At 34.7% G+C, this 21,194-nt stretch carries 17 protein-coding genes, 1 other RNA gene and 1 other annotated feature; of the genes, 4 read left to right on the top strand and 14 right to left on the bottom strand.

Annotated elements, in window-relative coordinates; translation table 11 throughout:
• Window positions 1-3: 3 nt before the first annotated feature.
• Window positions 4-423 (bottom strand): cysteine metabolism transcriptional regulator CymR, encoded by a 420-nt coding sequence (cymR, locus tag SPD48_RS08845; protein ID WP_336257738.1) that lies wholly within the window; start codon window positions 421-423, stop codon window positions 4-6.
• A gap of 207 nt (window positions 424-630) precedes the next feature.
• Between cymR and SPD48_RS08850 the strand changes: the two genes are divergently transcribed.
• Entirely contained in the window at window positions 631-1,905 is a 1,275-nt protein-coding gene (locus SPD48_RS08850) for a replication-associated recombination protein A (protein WP_336257739.1), read from the top strand.
• 266 nt (window positions 1,906-2,171) lie between these two features.
• Window positions 2,172-2,825 (top strand): RsfA family transcriptional regulator, encoded by a 654-nt coding sequence (locus tag SPD48_RS08855; protein ID WP_336257740.1) that lies wholly within the window; start codon window positions 2,172-2,174, stop codon window positions 2,823-2,825.
• A gap of 271 nt (window positions 2,826-3,096) precedes the next feature.
• On the opposite strand, the gene ssrS is transcribed toward SPD48_RS08855, so the two are convergent.
• The 10 genes from ssrS to SPD48_RS08905 form a co-directional block, all read right to left on the bottom strand.
• Window positions 3,097-3,293: non-coding RNA, 6S RNA (ssrS, locus tag SPD48_RS08860), on the bottom strand.
• A gap of 954 nt (window positions 3,294-4,247) precedes the next feature.
• Window positions 4,248-6,020, bottom strand: coding sequence for an aspartate--tRNA ligase (aspS, locus tag SPD48_RS08865; protein ID WP_336257741.1), 1,773 nt, complete (start codon window positions 6,018-6,020; stop codon window positions 4,248-4,250).
• Complete coding sequence (gene hisS / locus SPD48_RS08870) at window positions 6,017-7,300, bottom strand: histidine--tRNA ligase (RefSeq protein ID WP_336257742.1); 1,284 nt, start codon at window positions 7,298-7,300, stop codon at window positions 6,017-6,019. Before hisS ends, aspS begins: the two co-directional genes overlap by 4 nt.
• Before the next feature lie 104 nt (window positions 7,301-7,404).
• Window positions 7,405-7,618, bottom strand: a binding site (T-box leader).
• Window positions 7,619-7,679: 61 nt separating this feature from the next.
• Window positions 7,680-8,135 carry a D-aminoacyl-tRNA deacylase gene (gene dtd / locus SPD48_RS08875; protein WP_336257743.1) on the bottom strand — a complete coding sequence of 152 codons (456 nt, stop codon included), beginning with the start codon at window positions 8,133-8,135 and terminating at the stop codon, window positions 7,680-7,682.
• A gap of 18 nt (window positions 8,136-8,153) precedes the next feature.
• On the bottom strand, window positions 8,154-10,358 hold the full coding sequence (locus tag SPD48_RS08880; RefSeq protein WP_336257744.1) for a RelA/SpoT family protein: 2,205 nt from the start codon (window positions 10,356-10,358) through the stop codon (window positions 8,154-8,156).
• 25 nt (window positions 10,359-10,383) lie between these two features.
• Entirely contained in the window at window positions 10,384-10,899 is a 516-nt protein-coding gene (locus SPD48_RS08885) for an adenine phosphoribosyltransferase (RefSeq protein ID WP_336257745.1), read from the bottom strand.
• Window positions 10,889-13,207, bottom strand: coding sequence for a single-stranded-DNA-specific exonuclease RecJ (gene recJ, locus SPD48_RS08890; RefSeq protein WP_336257746.1), 2,319 nt, complete (start codon window positions 13,205-13,207; stop codon window positions 10,889-10,891). Before recJ ends, SPD48_RS08885 begins: the two co-directional genes overlap by 11 nt.
• A 43-nt stretch (window positions 13,208-13,250) precedes the next feature.
• Window positions 13,251-13,553: a LapA family protein gene (locus tag SPD48_RS08895; protein WP_336257747.1), complete on the bottom strand. Its 303-nt coding sequence runs from the start codon at window positions 13,551-13,553 to the stop codon at window positions 13,251-13,253.
• A gap of 17 nt (window positions 13,554-13,570) precedes the next feature.
• Entirely contained in the window at window positions 13,571-15,829 is a 2,259-nt protein-coding gene (gene secDF / locus SPD48_RS08900; protein ID WP_336257748.1) for a protein translocase subunit SecDF, read from the bottom strand.
• Window positions 15,830-15,861: 32 nt separating this feature from the next.
• Window positions 15,862-16,155: a post-transcriptional regulator gene (locus tag SPD48_RS08905; protein WP_336257749.1), complete on the bottom strand. Its 294-nt coding sequence runs from the start codon at window positions 16,153-16,155 to the stop codon at window positions 15,862-15,864.
• A gap of 367 nt (window positions 16,156-16,522) precedes the next feature.
• Here SPD48_RS08905 and spoVB point away from each other — a divergent pair, with 367 nt between their 5' ends.
• Entirely contained in the window at window positions 16,523-18,079 is a 1,557-nt protein-coding gene (spoVB, locus tag SPD48_RS08910; protein ID WP_336257750.1) for a stage V sporulation protein B, read from the top strand.
• 59 nt (window positions 18,080-18,138) lie between these two features.
• Window positions 18,139-18,519, top strand: a complete 381-nt coding sequence (locus tag SPD48_RS08915; protein WP_336257751.1) for a TIGR04086 family membrane protein — start codon at window positions 18,139-18,141, stop codon at window positions 18,517-18,519.
• Between the two features lie 205 nt (window positions 18,520-18,724).
• Here SPD48_RS08915 and yajC read toward each other — a convergent pair whose 3' ends face one another.
• Genes yajC through queA form a run of 3 tightly spaced genes read right to left on the bottom strand, consistent with a single transcriptional unit; the run spans window position 18,725 to window position 21,179 of the window.
• The gene (gene yajC / locus SPD48_RS08920; protein WP_336257752.1) at window positions 18,725-18,982 is read right to left on the bottom strand and encodes a preprotein translocase subunit YajC; all 258 of its coding nucleotides are present in this window, start codon (window positions 18,980-18,982) and stop codon (window positions 18,725-18,727) included.
• A 14-nt stretch (window positions 18,983-18,996) separates the two neighbouring features.
• A complete protein-coding gene (gene tgt, locus SPD48_RS08925) occupies window positions 18,997-20,133 on the bottom strand; it encodes a tRNA guanosine(34) transglycosylase Tgt (protein WP_336257753.1) in 1,137 nt (378 codons plus the stop codon).
• A complete protein-coding gene (gene queA, locus SPD48_RS08930) occupies window positions 20,124-21,179 on the bottom strand; it encodes a tRNA preQ1(34) S-adenosylmethionine ribosyltransferase-isomerase QueA (protein WP_336257754.1) in 1,056 nt (351 codons plus the stop codon). The genes tgt and queA overlap by 10 nt, the downstream gene beginning before the upstream one ends.
• Between the last annotated feature and the right edge of the window lie 15 nt (window positions 21,180-21,194).

The raw sequence follows: 21,194 nt of genomic DNA on the forward strand, positions 1-21,194 counted from the left end.
ATCTTAAATATAAAACATATACTCTTTTTGTGGTTCTTTATGATCATTTATAATTAAGTCTTTCAGAGTCGTCGTGTCTAAAACGTCTTTAACAACGTCACGAATCCTCATCCACAATGCTTGCTGTGCCGCTTCTTCTTCTTCAATTCCTTCCACAGGAGTAATCGGACCCTCTAAAACTCGAATAATGTCTCCAGCCGTAATATTTTCAGGTTCATCAGCTAATATATATCCCCCATATGCACCACGCACACTTCTTACAAGTCCAGCATTTCTAAGTGGAGCAGCCAATTGCTCTAAATAATGGGCTGACAAGTTTTTATCTTCTGCAATTGATTTTAATGAGACAGGGCCTTCACCATATTTTCTCGCCAATTCAATCATTACAGTAAGTCCATAACGCCCTTTTGTAGATATTTTCAATATACACACCTCATTTAATAAACTCTATCCTTATTTCTCATTATGTTCTAGTATTTGATTCATTAATAAAATAAGTCATACACAAATAATTATAACATGAACATTGTCATTCTTGCATTTTATCGCATTTATGCATACGCTTAAATGTGAACCAAAAATTTTATTAAATTAAAAATTGTTATAAATTCACATAAAGGACGATTATGAATGATTAAAACACCACTTGCAGCTAAAATGAGACCAAGCCATATTGATGAAATAATTGGACAGGAACACTTGGTGGGAAATGGAAAAATTATTAGAAGAATGGTTGAAGCAGGTAATATTGCTTCCATGATCTTATTTGGCCCGCCTGGAACAGGTAAAACTTCGATGGCTTTTGCGATTGCTAAAAGTTTATCACTCCCTGTCCGAAAATTAAATGCAGTTATTAACAAAAAGAAAGACATGGAAATTGTAGTGGAAGAAGCAAAAATGACTGGATCTATCGTATTAATTTTAGATGAGGTTCATCGTCTGGATAAAGCTAGACAAGATTTTCTTCTCCCCCATTTAGAAGATAATTTAATCACATTAATCGGTTGTACAACAAGTAATCCTTATCATTCGATTAACCCGGCAATCCGAAGTCGCTGTCATTTATTTGAATTATTTCCACTTACCGCAGAGCAAATAAAAGATGCAATTCAAAAAACATTACAAGATAAAGAAAAAGGTTATGGTACTAAAAATATTTTTATAACTGATGAAGCAATCAACCATTTTGCTTATAGCACAAACGGAGATTTACGTGCCGTTTTAAATGGATTGGAGTTAGCTGTAAGCTCCACGCCTCCTGATCAAGAAGATGTCATCCACATTACTTTAGAAATTGCGGAAGAGTGTATGCAAAAAAAGAGCTTCACACATGATAAAGATGGGGATGCACATTATGACGTTTTATCCGCGTTCCAAAAATCGATCCGTGGTAGTGATGTGAATGCTTCCTTGCATTATTTAGGACGATTAATTGAAGCGGCTGACCTAGATAGCATTGGAAGGCGATTAATTGTGATAGCCTATGAAGATATCGGTCTAGCAAACCCTCAAGCAGGACCTCGGGCTGTAGCAGCCGTGGAAGCTGCTGAACGTCTCGGTTTTCCTGAAGCAAGAATTCCATTAGCTGTTGCCGTTTCCGAACTTGCGCTATCTCCAAAATCAAATACTGCTTATAAAGCACTTGATGAAGCTTTAAATGATATAAGAACTCGACCTACAGGAGACGTACCATTGCATCTTAAAGATGCTCATTATAAAGGTGCTTCAAAGCTTGGCAGGGGAGTGAATTACAAATATCCACATAACTATGAGGGCAATTGGATTAAACAACAATACCTACCAAATGAAATAAAAGATAAAAAATATTTTAAACCAAATGAAAATAGTAAATTTGAGCGTGCCTTAAAAACCGTATATGAGAATATAGTAAATAAAAGCAAATAAGTCATCCAAAGCATACCGTGAATCTATATTGATCTATTCTAATATTATTAATATATTTTAATTTTATTTAAAAGATTTGCTTACAAAAGTATAATTCCTTTTTCTAACGGTCATAATACGTAACAAGTTGTTAATTCCTCAATGTAATGTAATCTACACCAGGAGAACTTTAATAAATAATGTAGCTGATAGACATATCATGACTACTACTAAGCAATTTTATTAAATTCTATTAAAAAGATCGTTTGGTAAAAGGAGTTGAAGAGATGGCTAAAGTAAGACAAGATGCGTGGTCACACGAAGATGATTTATTATTAGCAGAAACAGTTTTACGCCATATAAGAGAAGGAAGTACACAATTAAATGCTTTTGAAGAAGTGGGTGATGAACTGAATCGAACTTCTGCCGCTTGTGGATTTCGTTGGAATGCCGAAGTACGTAATAAATATATAGATGCGATTGAATTGGCTAAGAGACAGAGGAAAGAACGAAAACGTGCACAAGCAGTACAAATGAAAAAGAATCCTTCACCAAGGACATTCTCAAAACCTGCAGAAACTAGATCGTCACTCGTTATGGAACCACCCGAAACAACTGAATTAACAATAGATCATGTGGTTCATTTTTTGCAAAATTTACAACAAGACTATTATGCTTCCAATCAATCAATTAAAAGAGCAGAGAAAATTCAATCTGAAAACAATGAATTAAGAGAGCAAATAATAGCTTTAGAAAGAGAATTGAGTATTACAAAGAAAAAATTAACAACCGTAGAAGAGGACTATAAAACCTTCATTCAAATAATGGAGCGAGCGAGAAAAATGACTGTTCTAGAAGATCAAGGATCAATTAATTCTCCAACCTTTAAAATGGATAAAAACGGTAATCTCGAACAGTTCGCACATGGCTCTTCAAATTAACATAAGAACAATGTGTTTCTAGTCATAGAAAAATCCGAAGTAATATAATTCTTCGGGTTTTTCTTTTATTATTTTGTAACGTATTAGAAGGAACGTTCTACGTATTTTTTTCATGATTTAATATTGGAAATTCTAGAGAGTTATTCGTCTCAAAAGTCAATTACGCTTTAAATCTATAAAGTATATACTTCCCTGCTAAACGCGATTACTTAAAAAAATAATCTCCTACCATTAGGTAGAAGATTTGACTATTCCATAAAAACCAAGAATCATTAATCCCAATGCTGCCGTCCAACATCGATTTTGAACCCGCATATTGCAGGTGGGTGCTTTATTCTGTATGCATTATTGTCACGAGCAAATCTTTTTTCAGATTCGAAGGACAATAACCTCCATACAAAAATTTCAAACTCCCTATATCCGACTGTTAGGTCAAAATGATTTATCTAACGCACAAATTAGGATTAATGATTAATCTAATATCATCCTAACACATGAAAGCGCTTTAATCAATGGAGAAGTTGTCGAATTTTATTTTTGTTATGAACTTTATACAGAAAGAATCTACTCGATATCCCCTAGTTATCTGTAAATCATCAAAATTCTCAGAGATTTACGTAGTATTCTAACCAGCAGGACCTTGTAGATTCTCATGTTTTTATTCTTATTTACTTAACCAAGTGAGTTCAAACAGATGCTCTGGTAAACCGGGGAATGTTTCCAATCACTCCTAGACAACCTTGAACATGATAAAGCAGTTTTGCACAACAGATATAAACTGTGCAGCAATGGCTCAACTTTATAATTTCCGGAAGTCGCTTCGGAAAAATATTTCGCTTTCACCACGGGCATAAGCGCGACATCTGCTCAAGCAACACTACCTCTTGCTTTCACAGTGTCTCCTTTACCGCAGGCACGGCGATCTGCTTCTGTAGCTTCCTCGTTTACAAGAAGATACAGGGATCTTCGGACTCGTGGGACTGCCACTATCGTTCGTCCCATCGAGAACCATATGCTGTTCCTGCAGGACTCTTCGTATTTTCCCTACGCTAGCATGTGAATTTTATCCAATAGAAATAAAGTCGGCTCCTAAATTGAGTCAACAGTTACCATCCTAGCGAAGGAAATATGTGGAGACTCCTATGGGAGCATAGGCCTAGGTGAGACTACGAAGTGCGTAGCACAAGGAGGCTGACCAGTCGCCCATGGAAAGCGAAACATATTTCCGCAGCGGTTAATCAGCTTATCCATAAATTGTAGTTACTGTGTAGTTTATATCAAATGCAACTTTAAAAAGACCTTGGAATATTAGTTGTATACAAACTTTCGAAGTAAATTAAGGAAGTGGATTAATCTCCACTCCCTAACACTCCTATGCTTTATTTATCTGTTGAGTATTAATTTAAAAATTCTTTTGTATGCTTATTCTTCGTCATTTACCAATTCAATGTTTAATTCTTCTAATTGAGCTTCACTTACTTCGCTTGGTGCATCAGTTAATAAGTCTGATGCAGACGCTGTCTTCGGGAATAAAATCGTATCACGAATATTTGATTTCCCTGCAAGTAGCATAACAATCCGATCTAAGCCAAGAGCAACACCACCATGTGGAGGAGCACCGTACTCTAATGCATCGAGTAAAAATCCAAATTGTTCACGTGCGGATTCCTTTGTAAAGCCAAGAACTTCGAACATTGTATCTTGTAGCTCACTTTGATTGATTCGAATCGATCCTCCACCTAATTCATAACCATTTAGCACAATATCATAAGCATTAGCACGAACAGATGCAGGATCGCTCTTTAGCTTTTCCACGTCTTCCACAATTGGAGAGGTAAACGGATGGTGAGCCGCTGTATAACGCTTTGCCTCTTCGTCATACTCTAATAATGGCCAGTCAACAACCCATAAGAAATTATAAAGTGATTCGTCAATTAAGCCTAAATCTTTTCCTAGCTTCAAACGGAGTGCACCTAAACTGTCAAAAACAACTTTTGACTTATCAGCAACGAACAACAGCAAGTCTCCATCTTCCGCTTCTGATCGTTCGATCAATTGGGCTCTTTCCTCTTCTGAGAAAAACTTAGCAATCGGTCCAGTTAAATCTCCTTCAGCGATTTTGATCCAAGCCAATCCTTTTGCTCCATATGTGGCAACATATTCAGTTAAGCCAGCATCGATATCCTTTCTTGTAAATTGATCTGCCTTTCCTTTAACGTTTAACAGAGCAACTTTACCACCATTTTTTACTGCGCCACTAAATACTTTAAATTCCATATTCTCTACAATATCAGATACATGAATTAACTCCATTCCAAAACGAGTATCTGGTTTATCAGAACCAAAACGATTCATAGCTTCATTGTAACTTAATCGAATAAATGGTGTTTTAATTTCAATATCTAAAACATCTTTCATGATACGTTGCATCATTTGTTCTACTAACTTAATAACATCCTCACTCGTTAGAAAAGCTGTTTCAATATCGATTTGAGTAAATTCAGGTTGTCTATCCGCACGAAGATCTTCATCACGGAAACAACGAGCTATTTGATAATATTTTTCAAATCCACTCATCATGAGTAATTGCTTAAAAAGTTGCGGAGATTGTGGTAATGCATAAAATTCTCCTTGATGTACACGACTAGGCACTAAATAGTCTCGAGCTCCTTCTGGTGTACTTTTTGTTAAAATAGGTGTTTCCATTTCTAAGAACTCATTTTCATTTAAAAAGTTACGTACAGACTGAGTGATTTGATGGCGGATTTTAAATGTACGTTGCATATCTTCTCTTCTTAAATCTATATAACGATATTTAAGACGTAAATCCTCAGATACATCTTGTGCTTCATGAATGAGGAAAGGTAAGTTTTTAGATTTATTTAGTATCGTCACTTCTGAAACAGTAACTTCAACTTCACCAGTTTGAAGATTAGGATTAACTGTTGACTCGTCTCGTTTAATTACCTTACCATGCACTTCAATTACAAATTCGCTTCGTAATGTTTCAGCAATTTGTAATGCCTCTTTTGAATAGTCAGGATTAAAAACAATTTGAACAATTCCTGAATGATCACGTAAATCGATAAATATTAGCTCACCTAAATCTCTACGTCGATGAACCCAGCCTTTTAGAGTAACGGTCTCATCCACATGTTCTAAACGTAATGTTCCTGCATTCTTTCTTTCATTCATTTTTGATTACCTCCACACTTTTCTTTCATTGTTAATACTAATTGATCAATCGATATTTCTGTCTCTTCTCCTGTGTCCATCGATTTCAATTTAACAATTTTATTTTCTAATTCCTCTTCTCCTAAAATGACAACATATTTTGCATGGTATCGATCTGCTGCTTTAAATTGCGCTTTAATTTTACGATCTTGATAATCTTTATCCACTTTCAGTCCTTCAAGTCGCATTTGCTGAACGATTTTGACCACTTCTGTTTGAGTGTTTTCTCCAATAGATACGACAAATACATCTAATTCTCTTTTAACGGGAAGTTCAATATTCTCACTTTCTAAGGCTAATAGCAATCGCTCTAACCCCATTCCAAAACCAATTCCAGGTGTATTTGGCCCACCTAATTGTTCTGCTAAACCATTATATCGACCGCCGCCTAACAGTGTCGTGATTGCTCCAAATCCTTCTGCTTCGCTCATAATTTCAAATGCAGTATGATTATAATAGTCTAGCCCTCTTACTAATGTAGGATCAACCGTATAAGGAATATCCATCACATCTAAATATGTTTTTACTTTAGTAAAATATTCATCAGATTCTTCATTTAAATAATCGAGTACAGAAGGAGCATTTTTCATTGCAGGATGATCACGGTCTGCTTTACAATCTAAAATTCTTAATGGATTTTTCGTTAATCGATTGGTACAGTCTGAACACAACTCATCAATATGTGGTGTAAAATGTTTAATCAATGCCTGTCTATGTGCATTTCTACTTTCCGTATCACCAAGACTATTAATAACTAATTTGATAGAACGTAAACCTAGCTTTTGATAAGCTGTCATCGCCAAAGCGATAACTTCAGCATCTACAGCTGGATCAGCACTTCCTAATACTTCTACACCAAATTGATTTAACTGTCTCATCCGGCCATGCTGAGGTCGTTCATAACGAAACATCTGGGCAAAATAATACAATTTGGTTGGTTGAATAGGTGAACCGAATAATTTATTTTCGATATATGCTCGAACGACAGGAGCCGTTCCTTCAGGACGTAAAGTAATACTTCGGCCTCCACGATCGTCAAATGTGTACATTTCTTTTTGAACAATATCCGTTGTATCTCCTACTCCGCGTTGAAAAACTTCGGTATGTTCAAAAAGCGGAGTTCTAATTTCTTCGTAATTAAAGGATTTACTTAGATTTCGTAATACTTGTTCCACATATTGCCATCTTCTTGTTTGTTCCGGTAATAAGTCAACTGTTCCCCGAGGGGCTTTCATTTTCATGTTATCTACCTCCAAATATAATTAGAAAATTTGAGCTTATTGTCAAATTATTGATGTTTTCATTCGGTAAATAAAAAAATCCCGTCCCTAATTTCCAAATTCAATTAAGGGACGAGATTTACCCGCGTTGCCACCCTGATTAATGCAAGTTACTGCATTCGCTTAAACGTTAACGCCGTTTACGTCTATATTTACTATGTTTCAATATAGATCCTCAAGAATGTCCTTCATTAGGCACAAATGCAATAATAGTCTCAGCCAAGCTATTATCTCTCTTTTCATTGTGGTACTAACTACTCTTTCCTTCAATGGATATACTATTTAAAATTTATCGATATAATCATAAGGATAAATTTGAAGAATGTCAAGCTAAGTATATTTATATAATCTTCCCGTCAATCGTTTCCATAATAATAGTAACGGGACCATCATTTATTAGTTCAATATTCATCATTGCACCAAATTCACCAGTTTCTACATGAACTCCAGCTTCTTTTATTTTCTCATTGAATAGTTCATATAATTCATTAGCATACTCCGGGTCTGCTGCTTGCATAAAATTAGGACGACGACCTTTTCGAACATCACCATACAAAGTAAATTGCGAAACCGATAAGATATCGCCTTTCTCATCTATTAAAGAATTATTCATTTTATTTTTCTCATCTTCAAATATCCGTAAATGAATAATTTTTTGAACCAAAGCCTCAATATCTTTTTCAGTGTCAGTTTGGCTGACACCTAGTAAGATAAGCAAACCTTGTTGAATTTCTCCAACAGTTTTATCGTTTACTTTTACACTTGCATGTTTTACACGTTGGATAACAGCTTTCAATGAAAAATACTCCTTTAATTAATGTACTGTCCTTGTGACCGCATAAATGTCTTTAACTTGTTTTATACGATCAACTACATGTTTTAAATGATCTGTATTTTTAATAAGAACGGTTATATGAATATGAGCTATTTTATTTCGGTCCGCTCGGCCGCTGACAGAGCTGATCTGCGTATTCGTTTCATTTACTACTTGTAAAACTTCATTCAATAATCCGTTGCGATCATACCCTGATATTTCTAAATCAAGATAATATTCTTTGTTGCTATAGTGTGGATTTTTCCATTTTACTTCCAAGAAACGTTCTTCTGCTTCATCACTTTGGATGTTCGGACAATCACTACGATGAACAGAAACACCGCGACCTTTTGTAATATAACCGACAATGTCATCATTAGGAACTGGATTACAGCATCGAGAAAGTCGTACTAATACATTGTCTACTCCTTCTACTTGTACTCCTGAATCTGTTTTCACAAGAGAATTGGATTTATTTTGGACATTACTCTGTACTTCTTCAATTTTCTCTTCCAATTTTTGTTCATTTTCTTTTTCTTTTCGCAACTGTTCGGTAAGTCGAGTAACAATCTGTGCTGCCGTAATACCTTGATAACCGACCGCAGCATATAAATCATCTTCGTTAACGAAGTTAAATTTCTTACAAACTTTATTAATATTTTCAGTCGTTAAAACTTCTTTTACTGTAAAGCCTAGCTCTTTAATCCCTTTTTCTATTTCCGCTTTGCCTTTTTCAATATTTTCTTCTTTTGTTTGCTTCTTGAAAAATTGTTTAATTTTGTTCTTAGCTTGGGATGATTGAGTAATTTTTAACCAATCTTGTGAGGGACCGTACGAATGACGAGAAGTAATTATTTCGACAATGTCCCCATTTTTCAGTTTATAATCTAACGGCTCTATTTTTCCGTTCACACGTGCACCAACTGTTTTATTACCGATTTCCGTATGAATGCGATATGCAAAATCAAGTGGAATCGAACCTGAAGGTAATTCAATTACGTCACCTTTAGGAGTAAAAACATAAACCATATCTGAGAATAAGTCTATTTTCAATGATTCAACGAATTCCTCTGCATCGTGCGTATCATTTTGCCAATCTAAAATCTCTCGGAACCATGATAACTTTTCTACAAACGTTTTTTCATGAGGTTTTACTTCTTTGCCTTCTTTATATGCCCAATGTGCGGCAATTCCATATTCAGCTAGTTTATGCATCTCTTTTGTTCGTATCTGAACTTCTAAGGGGTCTCCCTTTGGCCCAATAACAGTCGTATGAAGCGATTGATAAAAATTAGCTTTCGGCATTGCAATATAGTCTTTAAATCGACCTGGCATCGGTTTCCAATACGTATGGATGATTCCTAATACAGCATAACAATCTTTAATACTTTCAACAATTACTCGAACTGCTAGTAAATCATAGATCTCATTAAATTCAACGCTCTGTGTTTTCATTTTTCTATACGTACTATAAATATGTTTCGGGCGCCCAGAAATTTCAGCTTCGATTCTTACTTTTGCTAATTCCTCGGCAATAGCATTCATTACTTCGTCAATATAAAATTCACGTTCATCTCGCTTCTGTTTCATCAGCTGAACAATTCGATAATACTGTTGTGGATTTAAATAACGTAGAGCCGTATCTTCCAGTTCCCATTTTATCGTTGACATTCCAAGCCGATGAGCGAGTGGCGCAAATATTTCAAGTGTTTCATTCGAGATTCTACGTTGCTTTTCTGCCGGTAAATGTTTCAGTGTACGCATATTATGCAATCTGTCGGCTAGCTTAATTAATATTACGCGAATGTCCTTTGCCATTGCTACAAACATTTTTCGATGGTTTTCTGCTTGAAGTACTTCTTTTGATTTATATTTAATTTTCCCTAATTTGGTAACTCCATCTACTAACATAGCTACTTCTGAATTAAAAGCAGTTTCAATTTCATCTAATGTTGTATCCGTGTCTTCAACTACATCGTGTAATAACCCACCCGCGATAGTTTCATGATCCATTTCTAAATCAACTAATATTCCAGCAACCTGTATAGGATGGATAATATATGGTTCGCCAGACTTCCGGTATTGGTCGACATGTGCTAATTTTGCAAATTCATATGCATGATAAATAAACTCAACTTCTTCATCTGATAAATACGTTTCAGCCTTGGCAATAATTTCTTCAATTGTTCTGTTATCTTTTGACACGTCATCACCTTAATTCACAGAAAAATTATTCATATTTCATTAATGTTAACACATCATAATCATTAAGTTTACTTATTCCATCTAAATACGTCAGTTCAATTAAAAATGCACAACCAACAACGATACCACCAAGTTGCTCTACTAATTTGATTGTAGCTTCAATTGTTCCACCTGTAGCCAGTAAATCGTCTGTTATTAGAACACGCTGTCCTTTTTTCACTGCGTCTTTGTGAATGGTAAGCACGTTTTTACCGTACTCTAAACCATAATCAACTTGAATCACTTCTCTAGGTAATTTTCCTGCTTTTCTTACCGGGATAAATCCTACTTCTAACTCGTATGCCACAGGACACCCAATAATAAAGCCTCTTGCTTCAGGTCCTACAATTAAATCTACTTCTTTTTCTTTAGCAAACGCACTGATCTCATCAACTGCTGATTTAAATGCTTCACCATTTGCCATCAGAGGTGTAATATCTTTAAATTGAACGCCTTCTTTAGGCCAATTATCTACGATTGTAATATGTTCTTTATAATTCATTTGGAATTTCCTCCTTAATTGGGACACCAACATTTAGGTGTTTTTCAAACCATTGTTTAAGTTCCTCATATGTAGAATAATATAATTCTTTCTCTATTTTACCCTTTTCTATTCTTTGTTGGTATGTTTTAGACATCGATAACTCCGTTTTTGGGACATCGTCATTTATACGAATTACATTATCAACAATATTAATAAACTTTAAATCTAAAAATACTTTTAAAATAAAAACAATTTTATCCTTTGTCCAGCGTTTTACTTGCATTATTGTTGGCAAATCAACATTTAAATGAATCGGTGCATGTTTAAATAAATACGCGTACATCCACTTAAAATCCTCTCGATTAGGAATCGATTGTAAATATGCATCATCTGTAATTGAATAACTTGTATGAATTAAGTTTGGATTAGTTTTTGCAATAATCTTTTTCAACGTTTCGATGTGATCCGGTAAATCGAGGATATAAAGAATGTCCGTTTCAGTGACAGTTGTTAGATCTTGGTCATAAGAAACAAGTTGAATATTTTTTGTATCACTCATAAATTGTTGAATTTTTTCCATATTAGTAGCTACAATTGTATTACTCGAAAATGTATCAATATACGGATTTATCGTAGAGGCACTGTTTCTCCCCCTAAAATCAAGTAATTGAAACTCCTCTACCGCCATATCTTCAATTAATATTTGAACGGTTCGATTACCATTCCACTCATTTAACTGTAACTTTCCTACGATTTCGATCTCAGAATTTGGTGAGAGACGATAATATAAATGGCCAAATCCAAATCCTATCGCTTCTATTCGTGATGTACCGGAATATTGAAGCTTTAAATGTTTGTTATCTTGACCAATTAGCCTGATTTGATCAGGTTTTCGTCTAAAATGGAAATTTGGTTCCTCATTTCCCATACCAAAAGGCGCAAAACTGGATATTTTTTGAACAAGTTCTTCCGTCATTAATTCCATTGTTATAGTACTACTAATATCAATGACTTTGTTAAAATCTTCTTCTGTAAGTTGATTAAAAATTTGCTGATTCAATATTGTTTTGATTTCTTCAAGATTATCATATGGAAATGTCATTCCAGCTGCTTGTGAATGTCCACCAAATGCAGTAAATAGATGCCTGATTTTCATACCATTTTCAAAAATATTAAATGCTGGAATACTCCTAGCCGATCCTTTTAATTCATTCGTTTCTCTCTTATACGTAAGCATCATGACTGGCCGATCCCATTTTCTCACTAGTCTGGAAGCAGCAATTCCTAATACACCCTCATGCCAAGTTTCATCAAAAAGGATAATAAATCCGTCTTCCTCGTCTACTTGTTTTTCAGCTTCCTTCACAATCTTATTGACGATCTGCTGGCGTTCAACATTTAACTCATCAATTTGTTCGGCGAGCTGATGAGCGTGTTCTACATCTTCTGTTAAAAGTAATTCCACTGCCAGACTTGCATTCTGTAACCTACCTACCGCGTTAAGTCGTGGAGCAATGGTAAATCCAACATCCCGTGCAGTCAATTCTTTGTCATCAAGGTTACATTTTTTCTTAAGTGCATTAATGCCGATATTACTACTTTCAGCTAATTCTTTTAAACCATGGTAAACAAATATACGATTTTCACTTACTAAAGGAACTAAGTCAGCAATTGTTCCAATCGCAACAAGCTCTAGCAAATGAGTTGGCATTTCACCTAATAAATAATGAGCAAATTGAAATGCAACTCCAACCCCAGCTAATTTTTTAAATGAATACGTTTCAGCTAAAATTGGATGAATAATTGCATAGGCATCCGGAATTTCATTTTGAACTTCGTGGTGATCGGTAATAATCAAATCTAATCCTAAGCGTTTTGCATAATCAGCTTCCACCACATTCGCTATTCCATTATCAACAGTGATTACTAGCGACACTCCGGCTGAATAAAATGATTCAAGTGCTTCTTTATGTAACCCATACCCTTCTAAAAAACGATTCGGGATATAATAGTCACAATTCACACCTAACTCTCTTAATGCGCTTACTAATAAAGCGGTAGAGGTAACTCCGTCCGCATCATAATCTCCATACACCATTACTTTTTCTTCATTATCAATCGCTTGAAAAATTCTTTCTTTTACTTTTTGCATATCTCCTAAATATTTCGGATTCTGAACATCTTCTAATTTAGGATACAAAAATTGTTTCTGTTCTTCTTTTGAATAAATACCTCTTTCATGAAATAAACGATCTATGATAGAGGTAGTAGTCAAATTTTTTGTAACACTTTCTTCTAAATTCCATGTTGCCTTACTCTTTAACATAAGGTCACTCCCTGTATCTATTTTTCACGTTTTAGAGCAAGGTCTAACGTTCATTTTCATTTTCGCTATTGAGTGATTCAGTATTACTCTCTAACTCGATTGTCAATGTTTCAATTTGTTTCTCCAGTTGCTTGTTTTTACGTTTTAAACCAATGTATTTTTTACTACCGACAGCTGTAGTAAGAAGGCATCCCAATAAAACGGAAAATAAAATGACAAAAATAAGTGGGGATGAGCCACTCCAAAACAAGTAATTCACTTCTACAGCTCCTACATTTAATACCGCAAATACGGATATTAAAATAACAAATACGATTGCTAGAATTACATACGATTGTCCTTTCATGGTCATCACCTATCTTATTATACTTGTGGTCCTTCAACTCTCTTTTTCTTTCTAAAATCAATCGGCTTTTCATTCAGGTTTTTGCCTCGCCATACTAACCATAATTGAGAGGCAAGGAAAAGCGATGAATACGTTCCAGCAACTAATCCTATAACTAACGCGATTGCAAATCCAAAGATAGATTGAGCTCCCAAAACTAAAAACGCTAAAACTGCAATTAATGTTGTTGTTGTTGTATTAATACTTCTCATAAATGTCTGAATCAAACTTTTATTAATTATTGCTGCCAATTCTTTTGAAGATTTTACAAGTCGATTTTTCGCTCGAATATTTTCTCTGATACGGTCAAAAACAACAATTGTATTATTAATAGAATATCCAATAATTGTTAATATCGCTGCGATAATTGTAATGTCAAATTCAATACGTGTCACACTAAATACTACTAGCATGAAGAATACGTCATGTAACAAAGCAATAATCGCTGTGAGAGCAAAAAACAGTTCAAATCGTAAAGTAACATAAATAATCATACCAACTGCTGCAATGGCAAGTGCATAAATAGCATTTTTCACTAACTCTTGTCCTACAATAGGCGATACAACACTTATATTCGGTTCATGCTGATATTTATCTATTAAAATTGTTTTCAATTCATTAATATCTTTTTCGGTCAAAATCGTATCATAGCGCAGGACAGCAATTTCATTGTTCTCTCCCGACAAAACGATCGACTTCGGTTCAAAACCAAGTTTTTCAATATCCGCTTCGAGTTCCTCTGTAGATATAGTATTATCTGATAACACTTCTACTCTCGATCCACTCGTAAAATCTATACCAGGATTAAGTTGTAAAAAGATTAGCGACAAAGCACCGATTATAACAATACTTATTGTAGTGACAAAGATTTTTTTTCGATGTTTAACAATATCGACTGTGCGGTTAAAAATCGTTGGTTCCACTTCTTTATTTGAAGCGATATCTTGAATATCTTCTTTTTTGACTCCAAACCAGCTTTTACGTTTTGTTAAAAATCCGCTATTTACCCATAGACCTAATAATAACCTTGTGCCATAAACTGCGGTTAAGAAACTTACTAAAATACTTACTATTAACATGGTAGCAAATCCTTTAATGGAACTTGTACCAAATATAAATAATACTGCTGCTGCAAGTAATGTAGTTAAATTAGCATCTAAAATAGTAACAAGGGAATTCTTCCCTCCGGCCTTAAACGAGGCTAAAACAGATTTTCCGCTCTTAAGCTCTTCTTTTATTCTTTCAAAAGTTATTACATTGGCATCAACAGCCATACCAACCCCTAAAATTAACGCCGCAATTCCAGGAAGTGTAAGAACCCCATTCATCAGTTCAAATACTAATAAGATAATATAAATATAAATTGCAATATTAATACCAGCAATTAGTCCTGGGAACCGGTACACGGCGATCATAAATAGAAAGATTATAATAGCACCGACAATTCCAGCAAAGACCGTTTGATTAAGCGCTTTTTCACCAAATTGTGCTCCAACAGAAGTAGAATACAATTCTGTCATGTGAACAGGTAATGATCCCGAATTAATTATATCGGCAAGCCTTTGAGCCTCTTCTACTGAAAAGTTACCAGTAATTTGCACATTTGTTGTAAATAGTGGTTCACTCACAGCAGGTGCCGAGATAAACTTAGGCTCTTCCTTCTGTACTTCCTCAGCAAAAGAATCACCTTCTTGGTAATCCATCCAAATAACTAGTAAATTATTTGGTGTCCCCATATTCATAATATCTGTCGTTACTTCTCCGAATTTATTTGCATCTTTTAACTGTAACGAAACGATCGGCTGATTCGATTGTGGATCAAAGTCTTGTCTTGCACTACCTTCTTTAATATCAGAACCATTTAAATGTTCTTTATCATTTACATCTCTAAATGATAAAAGGGCTGAAGTCGAAAGAATTTCACGTGCCTCTGCCTGATTCTCTACACCTGCTAGCTGTACACGAATCCGATCTTCACCTTCAATATCAATCACTGTCTCACTAATACCTAATCGGTTTACTCGATCATTTAAAGTCTGAACTGTTGCCTCTAATAAAGTCCTATCCACTTTTTGATCTTTATCTACTGGTTCAACTTCATATAAAATTTCAAAGCCACCTTGAAGGTCTAAACCAAGATTTATTTTTTTACTTATTCCCGTAACCGTTGTACTTATTGTTCCGGCAAAAATTAGAACAATTAACAGAAAGGCAATAATTCTACCTCTTTTTTTCATACAACATTTCCTCTCTTTAAGTAATATTTATTTCAATCATGCGGTTTCGTTAACGCTTCAATAGAAGCCATTAAATCATCATCTTCTACCTGAAGCGCCTTTATTGTCATAAAACTCATATACGTAGTTGCCGGTAAATGAAATATATCTTGGACAACCTCATGTATTTTTTTTTGAGGGTTTCCTTTCCATACTTTTTCCTCTAAACATTTCCAAATCTCTTCTAAAGTTGCTTCCGGATACCCGATTAATTTAAATTCACTTTGCTTACTCTCAAGTGCAGGGGCTACATGAGATTTCCACTCCATTACCGTCTTTACTTCCACAGGCACTCCTCCTATATTATCACTAAATTTCTATAAATGAATCGAAAAATGATTAAATTTCTATTTAGCAAATTTTTTCTAGCCGACCTTTTTAGCAAAACTCTAAAAAAGCAACATTCGTTTCTTAATTGAGCACAAATAGTTTACGGCTAGTCAAGTAGGCGTAGTTTCAGGATGCATTTCACCAGTAAACGTCTACCTGCTGTTTTATTTACAAACAGAAAAATAATCAATTTATATACAATCCCAAATCTCTTTCAAAAACAGAGCTCAATCATAATAAAATATTGCTTGTCATGCTTGGACGATATACAAGCATATATATAAATACAAAGCTATCTAATGATTTAGAAAGTAGGGCATGATATTGACAAAACAAACTTTTATCCAGGGAACAATTGTGCTGATTATCGCCGGGATGATAACAAGATTATTAGGTTTTATTAATCGAATTGTTGTCGCACGATTAATGGGTGAAGAAGGTGTAGGACTGTATATGATGGCCATGCCTTCTCTATTTTTAATCATCACCTTAACCCAAATTGGTTTACCAATTGCCATTTCTAAAAGGGTTTCGGAAGCTAATGCAATGAATGACAAACATAAAATCAAACAGATTATTACATTATCTTTTCTTATTATAGCATGTACAAGTATAGTATTTACTACATGTATGATTGCATTTGCTCCAGTTGTTTCAAATTATCTACTAACTGATGAGCGTACACTTTTTCCTCTATTAGCTATAAGTCCTGTAGTTCCAATTATCGCAATGACATCTGTCATAAAAGGGTATTTTCAAGGGATGCAAAATATGAAACCCCAAAGTGTTGCCATTGTAATCGAACAGGTAATACGGATTTCAGCTGTTTATTTTCTTGTTTCTCTTCTCCTACCTTATGGAGTGGAATTTGCTGCGACAGGTGCGATGATCAGTGTCGTTATCGGAGAATTAGCCTCTCTACTTTATTTAGTTTATACATTTAAAAAACTCAAAAAAGTCAAAGTCCGACATCGGTTTTTCACTTATTTAAAGGGTAGTAAACCAATAAGAGAACAGTTATTCTCCATTGCACTCCCAAATACAGGCAGTAAATTGATCAGCTCTTTTGCAGGCTTTTTAGAGCCTATTTTAGTATCACAAAGTCTTGCCTTTGCCGGGATTACTACAAAGGTTGCTACAAGCCAATACGGAGAGCTGACAGGCTATGCGATGCCATTATTATTTTTACCTACATTTATTACTAACTCATTATCTATTGCGTTAGTACCATCCATTTCTGAAGCAGAAGCAAATGGAGATGATCGCTTAGTACATTATAGAATTCATCAGGCGATACGAATTTCCTTCGCCTCAGGGGCACTTGCAACAATTATTTTTGTTTTGTTTTCAGTACCTATTTTAACATATATGTATGACACAAGTAACGCAAGTAAATATATCATTTTAATGGCACCTTTTTTCCTCCTTCTATATATTCAGTCTCCTTTGCAATCAGCATTGTTTGCAATGGATTTAGCAAAATATGCCATGTGGAATAGCTTAATCGGCTCTATTGTTAAATTTGCTGTCCTAATTTTACTTGCTTCGAATAAACAGATTGGAATAATGGGGGTAGCTATTGCAATTAGTATAAGTGTAGTGCTAATAACCTTGTTACACTTAGCAACGCTTCATAAAACAGTCAATTTTTCTATTCCAATCAAAGATATTATTAAAATGGTTACGCTACTTATACTAACTTACTCTTTTGGAATCTTATTAAAAACAATGTTATTTAAAGGAGATTCTGATTTTATCGGTCTCATTTTTATTCTAGTCATTTTATCTGTTATTTATATCTTTCTACTCTTCTTATTAAGATTTATCACGAAAGAGGAATTGAAACAATTACCGTATATAAATAAATTCATTAAAAATTAAGATAAACAAGTCTATTTTTTAACCTAATGAATAGTTATATGTTAAGGGGGTCAAGTCTAATGAATTCATTTTTAAAAGCGATTATTTATGGTTGGATCACAATTCTAGTACTTATCTTATTTTCAAGTTCACTCTTATCACTTGTTGTAAAATTTACTACCATCTCGGAGTTCACTCTATCTTATATTACATTAACCATCGGATTAGTTACCCTATTTATTGGAGGAATTATTGCGGGTTTAAAAGGAAAAGAAAATGGATGGGTTGTTGGCGCTTTAACAGGTGGAGGATTCACTCTATTAACTTTCCTCATTCAATTCCTAGGATTTAATGAAGCTTTCTCAACGCAACAAATAATTTATCATTTAACATATATCTTAGCAGCAATTATTGGCAGTATTATCGGTGTAAATCTTTTTATTAATAATAGAGCTTCTTAAAAAAGAGAACACCTATTAAGTTAAAAATTGTGAAAGAATCACTGCTTATTTCTATCTAAAAAAATGAATTATTTTCACCACAAATAACATTCTTGAATACTAAATAAAATGGAAAAATGGTTTCTATTATCATCAAAAATGATAGAAACCATTTTCATTATTTTCGTTAGTCATTTTATAGCTTTTTTCCTATGTATTGCATGGATTAATCTTGTTTTACCTCACGAACCGCTGCTCGGTCGAATGTCAGTTTCGTATTATTACAGTTAATAACAATTGTGTTCTCATCAATCGCATCAACAACACCGTGTAAACCGCCGATTGTTACAATTGCATCTCCTTTTTGGAGTGCTGTCTGCATGTCTCTAACTTGTTTTTGTCTTTTTTGCTGAGGTCTGATCAGTAAAAAGTAAAAAATAACAAACATTAGAATAATTGGTGAAAGTGATATTAACGTATCCATATTTCTCCTCCTTTCTAAAAGTTTTTCGGATTATCTTGATTGAAGCCGTACTGTTCAAAAAAGGCTTCTCTGAAATCACCAAGTCGATCTTCACTAATTGCAGTTCGGACTTGCTTCATTAATTCTAACAGAAAATAAAGATTATGGTAAGTAGTTAGTCTAAAACCAAATATTTCATTTGCATTTATTAAATGACGTATATATGCACGGGTATAATTTTTACATGTGTAACAATCACAATTTTCATCGATTGGCGTAAAGTCACGGGCATATTTAGCATTTCGAACAACAAGCCTACCATTCGAGGTCATACATGTACCATTTCTGGCTATCCGAGTCGGAAGTACGCAATCAAACATATCAATTCCTCGCATTGCTCCGTCAATTAATGAATCTGGAGAACCTACTCCCATCAAGTATCTCGGCTTATTACTTGGCATTAATGGCGTCGTCACTTCCAGCACATCATTCATTATTTCTTTTGGCTCACCAACAGAAAGACCGCCAATTGCATAACCAGGGAAATCCAAAGAAATAAGGTCTTCGGCGCTTTGTTTACGTAAGTCTTTATATTCTCCTCCCTGAATAATTCCAAATAATGCTTGATCTTCTTTGCGCTGATGTGCCTCTAAACATCTTTCCGCCCATCGTGATGTACGGCTTATTGACTTTTGCATGTACTCATACGTGGCTGGATACGGAGGACACTCATCCAACACCATCATAATATCAGGCCCTAAATCATTCTGAACTTGCATTGCTTTCTCAGGCGAGAAGAACAGTTTTTCTCCACTCAAATGATGGCGAAAATGCACACCCTCTTCTTTGATTTCTCGAATTTTACTTAAGCTGAATACTTGAAAGCCTCCTGAGTCTGTCAGAATAGGTCGATCCCAATTCATAAAAGTATGCAATCCTCCTGCTTCTTTTACGATATCTTCTCCGGGACGCAACCATAGATGATATGTGTTCGCTAAAATAATTTGTGCATCCATCTGAACTAATTCCTCAGGACTCATCGTTTTTACTGTCGCCAATGTTCCTACCGGCATAAACATCGGTGTATCAAATGTACCGTGGGGTGTATGTACCTTCCCTAGCCTAGCACCTGTTTGTTTACAAGTTTTTATTAATTCATAGGTTATAGCCATTTATTGTTCATCCTTTTTGGTAAAATAAACATTGCATCTCCAAAACTAAAAAAACGATACTCATGTTTAATTGCTATACTGTAAGCATCTAAAATAGTTTCCCGACCTGCAAGTGCACTGATTAAAAGAAGTAAAGTAGATTTAGGTAAATGGAAGTTAGTTATTAATCCGTCTATTGCTTGAAATGTATATGGTGGATAAATAAAAATATCAGTCCAACCGGAAGCAGACTCAAACTGTCCCTCATTTTTTTTAGCAATTGTTTCTAAAACCCTTGTAGATGTAGTTCCAACAGCGATTACTTTCCCGCCGATTGCTTTCACTTCATTTAATTTTTCTGCACTATCTTTTGATAAATGATAATATTCTGCGTGCATATGATGATCTTCTATTCGATCAGTTGTTACCGGTCTAAATGTACCTAAACCAACATGAAGAGTAACATTGACAATATGTATCCCTTTTTTCTCTAATTCATTAAGCAGTTCATTAGTAAAGTGTAATCCAGCCGTTGGAGCTGCTGCTGAACCATTCTCCTTAGCATATACAGTTTGATAGCGGCTATCATCATCTAACTGTTCCTTTATATATGGCGGTAAAGGCATTTCTCCTAATTCTTCTAATGTTTCAAGAAAAATTCCTTCATATTCTAATTGTAATAAACGTGCTCCTTCATCATTCTCTTCTAAACATGTTGCAATTAGCTTACCTTCACCAAATATAATTTTCGTTCCCTTTTTTACTTTTTTAGCTGGCTTAACCAAAGCTTCCCAAACATTACTATCTATTTCATGCAGTAGGAGAATTTCTATCTTTGCATTTGTATCGGCTTTAACCCCAAAAAGTCGAACGGGAATAACTCGTGAATTATTTAATACAAGACAATCGCCCGGTGATAAGTAATCTCCAACATTTGAAAAGACGTCGTGTTTTAGGTTTTTTGTTTGGGGATCTAGTACGAGCATTTTTGATGCTGTTCTATCTTTTAATGGTGTTTGAGCGATTAACTTTTCTGGCAAGTCATAATCATAATCTTCCATTCTCATTCGTTTACTTCTCCC

This window comes from Pseudogracilibacillus sp. SE30717A (genome assembly GCF_037071985.1).
Classification (GTDB): Bacteria; Bacillota; Bacilli; order Bacillales; family Amphibacillaceae; genus Pseudogracilibacillus.